Origin of the sequence: Filifactor alocis ATCC 35896, from assembly GCF_000163895.2 — a bacterium.
Classification (GTDB): domain Bacteria; phylum Bacillota; class Clostridia; order Peptostreptococcales; family Filifactoraceae; genus Filifactor; species Filifactor alocis.
In genome coordinates this window covers 704,334-719,506 of sequence record NC_016630.1, presented here as the reverse complement: position 1 = coordinate 719,506, position 15,173 = coordinate 704,334, and the positions used below count along the sequence as shown (strand labels likewise).

Genomic DNA, 15,173 nt, shown 5'->3' with positions numbered 1-15,173 from the left:
GCGAGACGATAGAAAGAAAAACAAACGAAATCGAGAGAAAAACTCAAGAGTAACAGTATGAAAATACAAGTACTTGCGAAGTATTTTTTCGTAAATTCGAGGAAAGCAAGCGAAAGAGGAAAGAGCATATACAAATATGTGATTGACGAAAGAGCGTAGCTTGACAAAGAAGAACGGAAAAAGACAAAGCAAGAGAAGGTTTTTTTGAAACGTCGTAAGAGTGTGAAACACTGTAATTTCACCGAAAGCAAAAGAGAACAGACAAAAGCCATTCAAAGCGAGCGAAAGCAAGCAGAGAATAACAAGTTTTCGAAAGTAAAAACATTTACGAGATATTTTTTCGTAAATTCGAGGCGGATGATGAGGAGAGAGGGAGTGTATATAAATACATGACCGATAGACGAAGAAATCCAACAAAGAAGAACGGAAAAATATAAAGTAAGACGCGATCAAGTAAAAAAGAGCATATGGCGAATGCCTAGGCGCTAGGAGCCGAAGAAGGACGTGGTAAGCTGCGAAAAGCTACGGGGAAGTGCAAGCAACTAAAGAGCCGTAGATATCCGAATGAGGAAACTCATACAGGTTAACATCTGTATATTCCATAATGAATCCATAGTTATGGGAAGGGAACCCGGAGAACTGAAACATCTAAGTACCCGGAGGAAGAGAAAGAAACATCGATTTCGTCAGTAGCGGCGAGCGAAAGCGAAAGAGCCCAAACCTAAGTGGGAAACCACATAGGGGTCGACACTCAGAAAGCATTGAAGAACTTAGTCGAATATGCCTGGAAAGGCAAACCAAAGAAGAGTAAAAGTCCCGTAGACGAAAAGAGAAACAAGCAAGAGTGATCAAGAGTACCACAGGACACGAGAAACCCGGTGGGAAGACGGGGGGACCACCCCCCAAGGCTAAATACTACCAAGCGACCGATAGAGAACAGTACCGTGAGGGAAAGGTGAAAAGAACCCCGGGAGGGGAGTGAAAAAGAACCTGAAACCATATGCTTACAAACTGTAGGAGCAAGCAATTGCAAGTGACTGCGTACTTTTTGTAGAACGGGCCAACGAGTTGCGATATGATGCAAGGTTAAATACTTAAGGTATGGAGCCGAAGCGAAAGCGAGTCTTAAGAGGGCAAGAGTACCATATTGCAGACCCGAAACCGGGCGACCTATCCATGTCCAGATTGAAGTTTCCGTAACAGGGAATGGAGGATCGAACCCACGTACGTTGAAAAGTGCGGGGATGAGGTGTGGATAGCGGTGAAATTCCAATCGAGCCCGGAGATAGCTGGTTCTCTCCGAAATAGCTTTAGGGCTAGCGTTTTGCAAGATATATATGGAGGTAAAGCACTGACTGTCCAATGGGTCTTTTAGATTACTGAGGATTATCAAACTAAGAATGCCATATATAGCGCAAAGCAGTCAGACTATGAGTGATAAGGTCCATAGTCGAGAGGGAAAGAGCCCAGACCAACAGCTAAGGTCCCAAAATATATGTTAAGTGGGAAAGGATGTGAGATTGCATAGACAACCAGGATGTTGGCTTAGAAGCAGCCATACATTTAAAGAGTGCGTAATAGCTCACTGGTCGAGTGATCCTGCGCCGAAAATTACCGGGGCTAAAACATAATACCGAAGCTTTGGATTATACTGTAGAGTATAGTGGTAGGAGAGCATCGTATACAGTAAGAAGCAGAATCGAAAGAAAAAGTGGACCGTATACGAGAGAGAATGTTGGCATGAGTAGCGAGAGGAAGGTGAGAATCCTTCCGGCCGAAAACCTAAGGTTTCCTGAGGAAGGTTCGTCCGCTCAGGGTAAGTCGGGACCTAAGCCAAGGCCGAAAGGCGTAGGTGATGGACAACGGGTAATAAATCCCGTACCACCGTAGTTGAATGAGCGAAGGGGGGACGCAGGAGGATGACCGGAGCACGCCGTTGGTAGAGCGTGTCCAAGCAGAAAGCGAGTAAGACCAGGCAAATCCGGTAATACAATCGTAATCTGTGATGGGGAGTGAAAATAAAGTAGCGAAGCCGAATCATTCAAACTGCCAGGAAAAGCCTCTAGCAAGACCAAGGTGCCCGTACCGCAAACCGACACAGGTAGGTGAGGAGAGAATCCTAAGGCCAGCGAGAGAACTGTTGTTAAGGAACTCGGCAAAATAACCCCGTAACCTAGGGAGAAGGGGAGCCTGCGAGAGCAGGCCGCAGAGAATAGGCCCAAGCGACTGTTTACCAAAAACATAGGTTTCTGCAAAACTGCAAAGTGAAGTATAGGAGCTGACGCCTGCCCGGTGCTGGAAGGTTAAGGGGAAGACTTAGAGCAATCGAAGGTTCGAACTTAAGCCCCAGTAAACGGCGGCCGTAACTATAACGGTCCTAAGGTAGCGAAATTCCTTGTCGGGTAAGTTCCGACCCGCACGAAAGGCGTAACGATTTGGGCACTGTCTCAACAACAGACTCGGTGAAATTGTAGTGCCGGTGAAGATGCCGGACACCTGCGACAGGACGGAAAGACCCCATGGAGCTTTACTGCAGCTTAGCATTGGATTTAGGTAACAGATGTACAGGATAGGTGGGAGACTTAGAGTATAGGGCGTCAGCCTTGTAGGAGTCATCGTTGGGATACCACCCTTGTGTTGCTTGAATTCTAACTAGAATCATTGAATCATGATATAGGACACTGCTTGGCAGGCAGTTTGACTGGGGCGGTCGCCTCCCAAAGAGTAACGGAGGCGTCCAAAGGTTCCCTCATCACGGACGGAAATCGTGAGAAGAGTGCAAAGGCAAAAGGGAGCTTGATTGCGAGACAAACAGGTCGAGCAAGGACGAAAGTCGGGCTTAGTGATCCGGTGGTAGAAAGTGGAATTGCCATCGCTCAACGGATAAAAGCTACCCTGGGGATAACAGGCTTATCTCCCCCAAGAGTCCACATCGACGGGGAGGTTTGGCACCTCGATGTCGGCTCATCACATCCTGGGGCTGTAGCAGGTCCCAAGGGTTGGGCTGTTCGCCCATTAAAGTGGTACGCGAGCTGGGTTCAGAACGTCGTGAGACAGTTCGGTCCCTATCCGTCGCAGGCGCAGGAAATTTGAGAGGAGCTGTCCTTAGTACGAGAGGACCGGGATGGACACACCACTGGTGCACCAGTTGTACTGCCAAGTGCACAGCTGGGTAGCTATGTGTGGGAAGGATAAGTGCTGAAGGCATCTAAGCACGAAGCCAGCCTCAAGATAAGATTTCCCATTCGAGAGAAGTAAGATTCCATGAAGACTACATGGTAGATAGGCTCAAAGTGGAAGTGCAGTAATGTATGAAGCGAACGAGTACTAATCAATCGAGGACTTGATCCGAAGGTAAAAGATGTTATGCAGTTTTGATGGTACAATCCATCAAGTAAGAATATATGATAGAAATGGGGGCATAGCTCAGTTGGGAGAGCACCTGCCTTGCAAGCAGGGGGTCAGGAGTTCGAATCTCCTTGTCTCCACCATTAAACATCTTAACAAAAATTACTGCAAGTGTGCAGTAAGACAGTTTTGCAAGTATTTTTGAGCAAATTCAAGGCGGATGATGAGGAAAGAGGGAGTGTATATGAGATACATGACCGATTGACGAAGAAATCCAACAAAGAAGTTGCCGAAAAGCGAAGCAAAAGAAAAGAATATGGTTACAATAGAGAAAGAGATACACCTGTTCCCATCCCGAACACAGAAGTTAAGCCTTTCATCGCTGATGATACTTGGGGTGCAGACCCCCGGGAAAGTAAGTCGTAGCCAATTTTAGATTTTAGAATAACTCTATTTTGAGTTATTCTAAAATTATTTTAATTTAATGTATTTTAAGTTTAAATGGGATCATAGCTCAGCTGGGAGAGCACCTGCCTTACAAGCAGGGGGTCATAGGTTCGAACCCTATTGGTCCCACCATTTTGGAGGAGTTCCCGAGTGGCCAAAGGGGGCAGACTGTAAATCTGTTAGCTACGCTTTCAGTGGTTCGAATCCACTCTCCTCCACCATACAAATTTATAATCTGTTTTTATTCTGCGGGTGTAGCTCAGTGGTAGAGCCCCGGCCTTCCAAGCCGGTTGCGAGGGTTCGATCCCCTTCACCCGCTCCATTTTTTTGTTGGCATCTATAGCTCAATTGGATAGAGCAGTGGCCTTCGAAGCCATGTGTTAGGGGTTCGAGTCCCTTTAGGTGCACCATACATATGTTAGTTTTCTACAAAGCCTTGTATTTATTGAAAATACGAGGTTTTTATTTTTGATTTACATCATTTGGTATAAAAAAGTATATTTTTGTAAACTTCTTGCAAACTTTTTCATAAAATGTATAGGAGTTGATTTTGAATAAGCTGCTTTAAAATTTAAAATTCATATGAAAGATGATTCCGATGTTGGAAGAAACTGGACATTACACGGAAAATAACTGGCACAGACCTTTTCATATCGATCACTGATTAAAGTTATATTAAAAATCTTTTTTTAAAATCATACACTATGTCTATATTTTAAAACAGTGTTTAGTATTGTGATTGGGGAGCAGTAGATCGCTCAAGAGTAGTTTGACCTTACGGATTCGAAGAAGTGCAAGTAAGATAGAGTGCTGTTTATGAGATGTCTAAATTGGATTGTGTTGAGAAGAATTTAATTTGTTCGGTCATGAGAACTGTTTCCAGGCAGAAGCAGTGAAGTGAACTGTATATTCGGAAAAATTTGAGACAGAAACCTTTTAAAATCACTTCTTCCATGCTTGAAAATGTGCTTATATTCAGTGACGGAATGGAAAATGACATTTTGAAATTTTTTCCGATACGGATGTGTTGTTTACACTTGCATAGAGGAAAGATATTTTGTGGTGTAATGGTGTGTTTGTTTTCTATGATAAAAGGGGAGATAAGAATTGTTTTTTGTAAAAAACAAATAAACTAGTTGTTTAAAAAACTGTTATATGATAGCATAATAAAATAAAATAGAAATTAGATTCACAATTTTGTGAAAGAGGGTAATTTTTGATATGAATGAAGTTGTTACAATGTATTTGACTTTGGCGCCGGTTATATTGTCCGGCATTTTGAATATGGTATGGTGCAAGCTACCGGTTGTAAAAAAATGGCAAATTCCAATGGATTCAGGGAAATCATTCAAAGATGGAAAACGAATTTTCGGAGATAACAAGACATGGAAAGGATTTTTCGGGTATGTTTGGCTCAGCATTACTATGTATGGCTTGTGGGGATTTGTTTCATCCAAAAGTGATTTTTTGATGATACATAATTATTTTTACTATACTCATTCGAATCATTTTAACTATAATATATCGGTTGGAGCTTTGTTGGGATTCGGATACGCGGTATTTGAACTTCCCAACAGTTTTTTGAAACGTAGGTTGGATATTGAGCCGGGAAAGACGATTTCGGGATTTAAAAAGGTTTTTTTCATATTTTTGGATCAGGCGGATTCGGTTATCGGCTGTGCATTTGTGGTTTGGTTGTTTTATGACATTGGGATGCTAAGATTTGTCAAACTGGTTGTATTGGGAGCGGTTACGCATATTTTTGTAAATATGTTGCTGTATCTGCTTGGTTTGAGAAAAAATATGTTTTAGAAAGACAGATAAAAAAATGAATCCGGAGGTAGAATATTGATAAGCTTGAACGCAGAAATGACGGTAGAATCAAATAGATTGGGGAACAAAGCCAAGAATCTTATCTTGTTGAAAAAACATGGATTTCATGTCCCTGATGGAGTGGTTATAGACACTGATTTGTATGAAAGAGCAATGCTTTCTACAGGGTTAAAAAAAGAAATTAGCCGTTTGTTTCAAAAGTTGGACGGAACAAATATACGAGAAATCAGCAAAGAAATGGAACTCTTGTTTTCTAAAGTGGATTTTTCAGAAAAATTGTTTGAAGAAATAAAAGATTTTATTCGACCGGACAAAGCATATGCCGTTCGTAGCAGCGGAACTTTGGAGGACTGTGAAAATTATTCTTTTGCCGGTTTATACCGAACACATTTGTACAAAAGAGGATCTCAAGAAATAAAATGGGCGGTGGAAGATTGTTGGGCATCTTTATTTTCCGAACCGATTTTGGAGTATTTGTATCATAATCATATTGCGTTTGATGAACCGAAAATGGCAGTTATCATTCAAGATATGGTGGATGCTGATTACAGTGGGGTTGCATTTACCGTAAATCCGATTACGGGAAATGACAGAGAAATTCTTGTTGAAGTTGCTTGCGGAACGGGAGAAGATTTGGTATCCGGAAAGATTCGACCGGAAAACTACTCTTATGATTGGTATCGAGATACTTGTAACTACAAAGACGAGAACAAAATATTGAGCGAAAAAAGTTTGAAAGAAATCTCCGTTGTTTTTAAAGAAATTCAGAAGATGTTCGGATATCCGTGCGATATTGAGTTTGCACTAAAAGATGGAGAATTATTTATTTTGCAGGCAAGGGCAATTACAAAAATCGGATATTCACAAATCAAAGATATGTGGACTACCGCCGATTTCAGAGACGGAGGAGTATCGGCAACTACGTGTATTCCATATATGTGGAGTTTGTACGAGTACGTTTGGGATCATGCTTTGCGTACATTTGTGATTGATTCGAAGTTGTTGTCTTCTTCTGAATGTGAGGGAACTTTGGGAGAAATTTTTTTTGGGAGACCTTATTGGAATCTTTCTTTTGTTAAAAAAGTAATGAGTGTAGTTCCCGGTTATAAGGAAAGAGAGTTCGATGCCTCATATGGAGTTACACCGAATTATGAAGGAGACGGACAGAAAACAAAGTTGACTTTGACTTCATTGTTCAGAGTGCTAAAAATTGTTGTGGCACAAAAAAAGATACTGAAGGACAGAGAAACAAAGGCACAAAAATATAAAAATCTTTTATCGGATAAATATAGATATTATAGGGAAACCCTTGATGAAACTATGAGTATTTCAGAATTTGAAAAGAAATGGTATGACTTGACACATGAACATTATTTGAAGTCTGAAACGATATATTTTTGGCAGATATTCATAAATGAAATTCATCAGACGCTCTATAAAGAAAAAATCACGAAACATATGGGATATGCCGATTATTTGGAATTGTTGAATGGAATTACCGATATTTCGCATTTGAGGCCGTTCGTATATATCAGAGAGTCAACTCGTTTGATTCGAAGTTGTGAAGAAGCTTATCAGTATTGGAAAACAACCCCTTCTGAGCAGATGATAGAAGAGCTTTCTGAAGGAAAATATTATTTGAATCGAGTAAGTGAATTTTTGGAAAGGTACGGATATCACTCCGATCGGGAGCTGGACGTCAGCTATCCTTGCTATTATGAAGATCTTCCTGCAGTTATAGAGATGTTTCGAACATCGCTCCTTTCGGAAGGGGTGCATGAAGACTCCGATGATGGAAAAATGCAACATCGACTTTATGAAATGCGTATGGAATCTCTGAAACAAAAATTGAGAAAACGTAAGTTCAAAAGATTAAAAATTCAAACAGAAAAGATAAGAAATATGTTGTGGTGGAGAGAAGAATTCCGAGATCTTTCCACAATGCTGTATTATATTATACGAATATATACCATTCGATTGGGAGAAATTTACAAAAAAGAAGGAATTTTAGATTCGAAAGAAGATATTTGGATGAGCCGTGTAGGAGATATTTGGGATTTTCAAGAAGGAAAAATTGATAAACGGGAATTTATATACAGACTTTCCAAGAATAAGGATTATTACCTTTCTTTTCGAAATTTTCTTAGTGAAAATGAAATCGGATCTACTTTCAAGCCGGTGCAAAGGCAAAGTAATGACAAAAATTTGCTTTGCGGAACGGGATGTAATGTCGGTGTTATTTCCGGTGTTGCACGGGTGATTCATTCGATAGAAGAAATCGACAAGTTGCAAAAAAACGATATCTTAGTTACAAAATATACAGATACGGGGTGGAGCGGAAAATTTGCTCTGCTTTCAGGATTGATTACGGAATTCGGAGGAGTTTTGTGTCATGGTGCTATTGTAGCCAGAGAGTATGGAATACCGTGTATTGCATCGGTTACGGATGCAACAAAAAAAATCAAAGATGGTTCTCTTATTAAAATGGATGGAGAAACGGGAGAGATTTTTTTGTTGTCGGAAGACGGAAGCAAAGATTCAATATAAATTTTAAAATTGTATCAGGAGAAGAATGATTTATGATGATAGGAAAATGGAATCGGACAGTAATTTTGACTTATGTCGGGATATTTTTTTCAATAATAGGAATGGGCTTTGTAATTCATGCAGATGCAGAATCTGCAATGAGTTGTTTGATTTTGGCAGGAATATGTGATTTGTTTGACGGACAGATTGCCAGAAGAATCAAACGTACAGAAGAAGAAAAACTTTTTGGCATTGAGTTGGATTCTGTAGCAGATGTTGTCAACTTTATTGCCTTTCCGGTCGTTTTGTTGTATGTGACGGTATCTTCTTGGCTTCTTGTTAGCTTAGCGGGAACTTTTTTTGCAATCTGCGGAACGGCACGATTAGCATTTTTTAATATGGGAGCTAAAGAAAGCATGGGAGAGATATCTTTTTATCGTGGACTTCCGGTAACATATACGGCGCTTATTCTACCTTTGGTGTATCTTTTGAAATATGCGATTTCTTTGAACGTTTTTGATATTATTTTTATGGTGTGTTATCTTTCAATCGGAGTATTTCAAATTACAGATATTAGAGTTTCAAAGCCGAAAAGATGGGCATATCCATTTTTTGTTGTACTTGCTGTGGGAATGTTATATGTATATCGGTGGATATCATGAAAAGAATTTATGATAGAAAAAATCAAAAATTTTATCAAGAGCAACAGTTTGGAGAAGGAGTTTTGCATTTCCTATATGAGAGTTTTTTGGGGAGAATTTTACTCAAAATGGCTGTGAATCCATGGTTTTCGAAATTCTTTGCCATATACTATGATTCCTCTTTCAGTCAACGAAAGATTGTTCCATTTGTACAAAAGTATCACATTTGTATGGAGGAGTATGAAGAGAGTTCGTACCGTTCCTTTAACGATTTTTTTATTCGAAAAAAAAAGAAAGAATACCTTGATATGAAACCTGATGAAGGCAGTTTGATTTCTCCTGCAGATTCTAAGTTAAGCGTATATTTTGTGACTTCTGATGTCAAATTGAGTATCAAAGGACATAGCTATACGTTAGGAGAGCTTTTGCGTGATGAGGAACTTTCACAATTTTTTCGTAACGGTATTTGTTTGGTATTTCGTTTGGGAGTGCAGGATTATCATAGGTATTGTCATGTAGCAAGCGGAAAGATAGTAAAAGAAAAGAAGATAAAAGGCTGTCTTCATACGGTTAGTTCTGTATCAAAAAATCATAAGATTTTTGTTGAAAACAAGAGGGAATATCAGGTTGTACAGACTGAAACTATGGGTATGTTCGTGCAAATGGAGATTGGAGCCTTATTAGTAGGAGAAATTGTCAATCGTAAAAAAGCAGATGTGGTGCAGGGAGAAGAAAAAGGATATTTCAGTTTTGGAGGTTCTACAGTAGTGATTTTGATTCCGGAGAAAAGAGTAAGGCTGGAGGATGATATTTTACGCAATGCTCTCGATGGAACGGAAATCAAGGTTAATTATGCAGAAAAAATAGGAGTGATAGTGTGATAAGACGATTAAACATTTATTTTCGGGAGATGTTTCCCCTTATACCAAGGTTTCTCCTTGGAGCAATCGTATTTGGAGAGATTTATTTTATGGTTCTACTGAATTACGGTATCGTTCATTTCAACATAGGAATCCAAGAATTTGTGGGAGCATATACAGTATTTGCTTTCTATATGTATCTTAGAGTGGCTGATGATTTTAAGGATTATGAGACAGATAAGCGTTTGTTTCCTAACAGGGCTCTTCCGAGCGGAAAAGTAAACAAGAGAGATTTGATTGTGGCATGTACGCTTGCTCAAGTGATTGCATTCATTTTGAATGTTTTGTATATGAATAATACGGCGTTTTTTTTATTTTTGTATGGATACGGTTTTTTGATGAGTCAATGGTTCTTTCAGAGACATAAAATACAGCCGAATTTACCGTTGGCACTTGTGACACACAATCCGGTTCAGATAATTATCAACTTGTATATCATCTCGTTTACCTGTGTGAAGTATAAGTTATATCCGTTTACATATATCACCTTTTTGGTGTTGTGGACATTGTATTTTCCTTCATTGATTTGGGAAATAAGCCGTAAGATAAGAGCACCGCGAGAAGAGACCGAGTATGTAACGTATTCTAAATTATTCGGGTATGAAAAAGCTACTCGATTTGTCATGATTTTGACATTGACGGATATCATTACTAATATCATTTTGGTATGGAATTTAAATAAGATTTCCGTAGTTGCATTCATCGGCATTGTGAGTTGGATGACAATCAAGTTTTTGCAATATATCAAAGATCCTTATCAATATAAGATTGTGGAGAAAGTGGAACGCTACACCTATATACAGGAAACATTGATGTTGTTGACAGTCGCCATTTATTTGATGATAGGTAAAATATAATGAAGAGTAAAAATCTTGAAATTATGAAAAAAAACGGAATAAATGTTCCGAAGTTTTTTGTGTTGAAATGGGAAGAGTTAATTGATTATAATACATTTTCGGCGGAGCTTTCGAAATGTATTTCTCAATGGAAAAAGGATACATTGTCAAAACAAAGCGATTGTTTGAATATATTGTTGGATCGTTTTATTAGAGTACCTGAAATAATTTTAGAGAAAAATATAGAATATGCCGTAAGATCTTCGTGCAATATGGAAGACGGAGAGGAATACAGTTTTGCAGGGATGTTCGACACTTATCTGAATGTTGAAGCCGGAGATGTCTCCCTTCGGATAAAGGACTGCTTGAAAGCACTGTATTGCAAATCCGCATTGGAGTACAGTATACTCAACCACATCGACATTGCACAAATGAAGATGGATGTTATTGTTCAAGAAATGGTAGAAGGAGATTTTTCAGGAATTTTATTTACTTCCAATCCGCAAGGGATTTTGAATGAGGCCGTTATAACCGTGGGAAAAGGATTGGGAGATGCGGTGGTGTCGGATAAGATTCAAACAGTCACTTATTACTATAATGTTTCGGATAAAAAATACTATTATGACGGAATGGAAGATTTACTCAGTATGGATATTTTGGATAACCTGATTTCTATTGGAGAAAACATTAAGAAGATATTTGATTATCCTTATGCAGATATTGAATTTTCAGTTATCGGGAATGAAATATATATTTTGCAGGCAAGAAAAATTACTTCATTCACTGAGGAAGAAACAGAAGTTTATGACAATTCCAACATTGTTGAAAGTTATCCGGGAATTACACTTCCCCTTTCCGAATCTTTTGCCCGTGCCGCTTATACAGGTGTATTTTCAGGATTGGCACGAAGAATTTGGAAGAAAGAAGAATTAATCGAACAATTTTCCTCACTGTTTGAAAATATGGTAGGGTCGGTCAACGGAGCGATGTACTACAAAATTGATAATTGGTACACTTTGTTACAGTGTGTTCCGTTTGGGAAAAAGATAATACCGATATGGCAAGAAATGCTTGGAGTGAAAGATAGAAAAGAATTGCCTGAGAGGATGAAGTTATCTCATTTGATTAGAATAAAAACTTATTTCAATTTTGCGTATGAATTTTTTTGGGTACAAAAATCCATGAAGAAATTGAATGAGCATTACGAGGAGGTAAACAGATATTTTAAAAAGACTTTTCGTGAAGATCTTACAAATGAACAGTTGAAAGAACTTTATCGGAATGTGGAGGAAGAGCTTTTAGCAGTGTGGGACATTACTTTGATTAATGATTTATATGCTTTTTTGTTTACTGCAATGGCAAAGAAAATGGATAAGAGCGGTCGAGTTTATGAAAGAATATCAGGGATAAAAGATATTGAAAGTATGAAGCCCGTAAGAGAATTGATACAACTTGCTGAATTTCGTTTGCAAAACGTAAGTGAAGAGGAGTATATCGTGCGGAAAAATGCGTACATCGATCATTACGGAGATCGTACTGTAGAAGAGCTGAAAATGGAAAGCAGAACCTTTCGAACCAATCCGGAATTGTTGGATCAAAAAATAGAAGAGTATGCATCAGATTCCTTGAAATTACAGGAGATGAAACAGAAAATGATGCACAAAGAAAATGAGCTGAACGGTAATATGAAAGAAGGATTTTTTGAAAGAAGAGCTGTAGCAGGAATAAGAAATCGAGAAATTTCCCGATTGAATCGCACCAGAATTTATGGTATGGTAAGAAGCATTTTTCAGGCTGTGGGTAAAAATTTTGTGTTGCAAAATCGTTTGGAAAGTGTAGAAGATATTTATTATTTAAAGATTGAAGAAATATTCGATGAAATGAATACACATAGAGATCTGCGAAAAATTACAAAAGAAAGAAAAAAGGAATATGAAAATTTTAAGTCAATGCCGATTTATAACCGTATTGTGGCAACTAAAACAGGGTTGCAAAAATTAAATCATTTCGAAAAAAAACAAAAACAAATTTTTCAAACAGAATTTCTTTCAGGAGTACCTTGTTCTTTCGGCAAAGTCACCGGAAGTGTATCGGTTATTGAAAGTGCTAAAGAAATCAAAAATACAAAGAATAAGATTCTCGTGGCAAGAATGACGGATCCGGGATGGGTATTTCTTTTAGCAAGTGCGAAAGGAATTGTTACAGAAAAAGGTTCTTTATTGTCGCACACTGCAATTATAGCCAGAGAGTTGAGGATTCCTTCCATCGTTGCAGTTGAAAATGCCACTGAGCTTTTAAAAAACGGAGATATTGTTGAAATGGATGGAAGTACCGGAGACATTCACATCTTGCAAAGAAAATGTGAAAAATAGAAAGGCCGCTTATAGAAATAGATTTTGGAACAGTGGATTGTGGAGGGAAATTATAGTGAAGAACAAGACTTGTGTGGAATTTGATGTTTCGGAAAAACATCTGTCAGATTTTATGCGTATGACATCCTATCTCTATTCTCGCAAAAAAGATGCTTTCGATCGTGGTGAGTTGAAAGAATTGCTGTTGGGAACCCATATTTTGAGTAAATATTTCACCTTGCGAAAGTTCTGTATTTATTGTGATGAAAAAATAGTCGGAAGATTTGTACTTACATTCTATTCCGGTGATGATACAGCATACTTGGGATTTGTCGAAGGCATTGAGGAAGAAGAGGTTTGGAACTTTCTTTTTGAGCGTGCAGAGTTTTATGCAAAACAGAGTGGTTGTCAAAGAATTATCGGACCGGTAGATGCTTCTTTTTGGATAAGGTATCGTTTGAAAATCGATTTTTTTGAAGAAGAGCCTTATACAGGAGAACCTTATCACAGAGAATATTACCTGAACAGGTTTCTGAAAAACGGGTATCAAATCATCCAAAGTTACAGCTCTTCCTTTTATGGACGAGTGAGGGAAAACTATCAAAATGTAAAATTGAAAAAACGATATCAGCAGTTCAACGAAAACGGATACAAAATTGTTAGTCCTGAGGCGGACGATATCAATATGATTTTAAAAGATATTTATCATGCAGTAAGTAGATTGTATCGAAATTTTCCAGTATATAAGGAAGTGTCACTTGAGGACTTTTGTGAATATATGAAACGATATTTTAAAATCATCAATTTAAATATGGTCAAGATAGCGTATCATGAAGAGAAGATGGTTGGATTCTGTATAGCGATACCTGACTACGGGACTGCGGTGTATCATGTGAACAAAATTTTAAATTTGTGTAAAGTCCTGTATTACAAAAAATTTCCTAAGAAGTATATATTGCTTTATATGGGAGTGGATAAAGAACATAAGGGATTAGGTTCGGCTCTTTCATATGTTATTTACGAAGAATTGAAGAAAATACGATGTGAAAGCATAGGAGCATTGATTTTGGAAGGGAAAGTTACGCAGGGGTACGCCGGAGACTTAATAAAAAAAAGATATAACTACGTATTGCTTGGGAAGGACCTATAAAAAGTTTATCCTCAATTTCAAATCATATATCTTCGTTTTTATTACTTTCGCTGTCATTCTCTTTTCAGTTCTTCTCTTTTTGATTTTCTATTTCTTATACTGTATTTTTTATAATTACATTACACAACAAAGGGATTCCGCATTTCCATGCTATTTATTATGTTTTAATATAAGTGAATTGATCAGCTTTCGGACGGTATTCAGGTTTTGGATATGGTCTATTGTTTGGAATGATTGTGTTGATTGTAAATTGAATGCCTTTATGATATAACTATAGATACAATCATAATGGATATAGAAATACGAAACAGAAGATAAAAAGTTAGGAGAATAGAATGGCTGACAAAAAACATGATAAGACGCAATTCACATTCGATGATAAAGAACATCTGAATGATATACAGGAAATGACAGAAATAAATACCGATGTCATACATGATGATGTTACACAGAAAGGAACTTTGGAATTATCAGAGGAACCGGCAGAAGAAATTTCGGCAGAGGAAAAATCAGAAAATGATGAACATGAAGAGTCATTGCCGGAAGATGAGTCATCTGTGGATCGGAAAAAAGTATTTGTATGTCCTTTCAAACGGAAATTTAAAACATGTAGTGTCAAGACAGATGAAATACTTGAAAAAATATTATTGAAAATTGGAATATCCAAAAAAGACTTTTTTAAAACATTGCATTTTAAAGTTTTGGTAATCGCTTTACTTTCTTGTTTTGTAGGGATATTTTTTATGAAATCCGTCTATTATCATAATTTGAATAATGAGGAGATACCTAAGTATGTTGTAGACCAATTTATAACACAACTTCGGCTAAATACAGAGCAAGTAAATAATGGAGGGAAGAACATTTTTCCCAAGGGGAAACGAGTGCAAATTTATGGACCTGTTGTGCGAATCAAGAATAAGGTTGTGTATATGAAATCGGAAGACTGTATATTGGAGATTACGATGTCGAGTAAGAAAGAAATACCATATGTTATTTTGGGAAAACAATATAAGATAGAAGCGACTATTTCTGATGTATCCGGTGTGGATGAAGAAATATATTTGAAAAAAGGAGTATTTTTGGAACCGATACCATCTTCTGTCAGATAAGTATATAGTGCA

Annotated in this window: 8 protein-coding genes, 5 tRNA genes and 2 rRNA genes; all 15 read left to right on the top strand. The window is 37.9% G+C overall.

Going from position 1 to position 15,173, the window contains the following annotated elements; all coding sequences use genetic code 11:
* The first annotated feature begins 447 nt into the window (after positions 1–447).
* The 15 genes from HMPREF0389_RS03205 (at position 448) to HMPREF0389_RS03135 (ending at position 15,161) form a co-directional block, all read left to right on the top strand.
* Positions 448–3,351: ribosomal RNA gene (locus HMPREF0389_RS03205) — 23S ribosomal RNA — on the top strand.
* Between the two features lie 64 nt (positions 3,352–3,415).
* A tRNA-Ala gene (locus tag HMPREF0389_RS03200) sits at positions 3,416–3,491 on the top strand.
* A gap of 172 nt (positions 3,492–3,663) precedes the next feature.
* Positions 3,664–3,780 (top strand): 5S ribosomal RNA (rrf, locus tag HMPREF0389_RS03195).
* Between the two features lie 71 nt (positions 3,781–3,851).
* Positions 3,852–3,927: transfer RNA gene (locus tag HMPREF0389_RS03190), tRNA-Val, on the top strand.
* Between the two features lie 4 nt (positions 3,928–3,931).
* Positions 3,932–4,016, top strand: a tRNA-Tyr gene (locus HMPREF0389_RS03185).
* 27 nt (positions 4,017–4,043) lie between these two features.
* Positions 4,044–4,117: transfer RNA gene (locus HMPREF0389_RS03180), tRNA-Gly, on the top strand.
* Positions 4,118–4,128: 11 nt separating this feature from the next.
* A tRNA-Arg gene (locus HMPREF0389_RS03175) sits at positions 4,129–4,205 on the top strand.
* A gap of 811 nt (positions 4,206–5,016) precedes the next feature.
* Complete coding sequence (locus HMPREF0389_RS03170; RefSeq protein ID WP_014262289.1) at positions 5,017–5,607, top strand: CDP-archaeol synthase; 591 nt, start codon at positions 5,017–5,019, stop codon at positions 5,605–5,607.
* 36 nt (positions 5,608–5,643) lie between these two features.
* Positions 5,644–8,175 (top strand): PEP/pyruvate-binding domain-containing protein, encoded by a 2,532-nt coding sequence (locus HMPREF0389_RS03165; protein WP_049770197.1) that lies wholly within the window; start codon positions 5,644–5,646, stop codon positions 8,173–8,175.
* Positions 8,176–8,207: 32 nt separating this feature from the next.
* Entirely contained in the window at positions 8,208–8,816 is a 609-nt protein-coding gene (locus HMPREF0389_RS03160; protein ID WP_014262287.1) for a CDP-alcohol phosphatidyltransferase family protein, read from the top strand.
* On the top strand, positions 8,813–9,676 hold the full coding sequence (locus HMPREF0389_RS03155) for a phosphatidylserine decarboxylase (RefSeq protein ID WP_014262286.1): 864 nt from the start codon (positions 8,813–8,815) through the stop codon (positions 9,674–9,676). Before HMPREF0389_RS03160 ends, HMPREF0389_RS03155 begins: the two co-directional genes overlap by 4 nt.
* Positions 9,673–10,572, top strand: a complete 900-nt coding sequence (locus tag HMPREF0389_RS03150) for a UbiA prenyltransferase family protein (RefSeq protein WP_014262285.1) — start codon at positions 9,673–9,675, stop codon at positions 10,570–10,572. Before HMPREF0389_RS03155 ends, HMPREF0389_RS03150 begins: the two co-directional genes overlap by 4 nt.
* Positions 10,572–12,923 carry a PEP/pyruvate-binding domain-containing protein gene (locus tag HMPREF0389_RS03145; protein WP_014262284.1) on the top strand — a complete coding sequence of 784 codons (2,352 nt, stop codon included), beginning with the start codon at positions 10,572–10,574 and terminating at the stop codon, positions 12,921–12,923. The genes HMPREF0389_RS03150 and HMPREF0389_RS03145 overlap by 1 nt, the downstream gene beginning before the upstream one ends.
* A 55-nt stretch (positions 12,924–12,978) precedes the next feature.
* On the top strand, positions 12,979–14,052 hold the full coding sequence (locus HMPREF0389_RS03140) for a hypothetical protein (RefSeq protein ID WP_041250969.1): 1,074 nt from the start codon (positions 12,979–12,981) through the stop codon (positions 14,050–14,052).
* A 335-nt stretch (positions 14,053–14,387) separates the two neighbouring features.
* On the top strand, positions 14,388–15,161 hold the full coding sequence (locus HMPREF0389_RS03135; protein WP_014262282.1) for a hypothetical protein: 774 nt from the start codon (positions 14,388–14,390) through the stop codon (positions 15,159–15,161).
* Positions 15,162–15,173 lie beyond the last annotated feature (12 nt).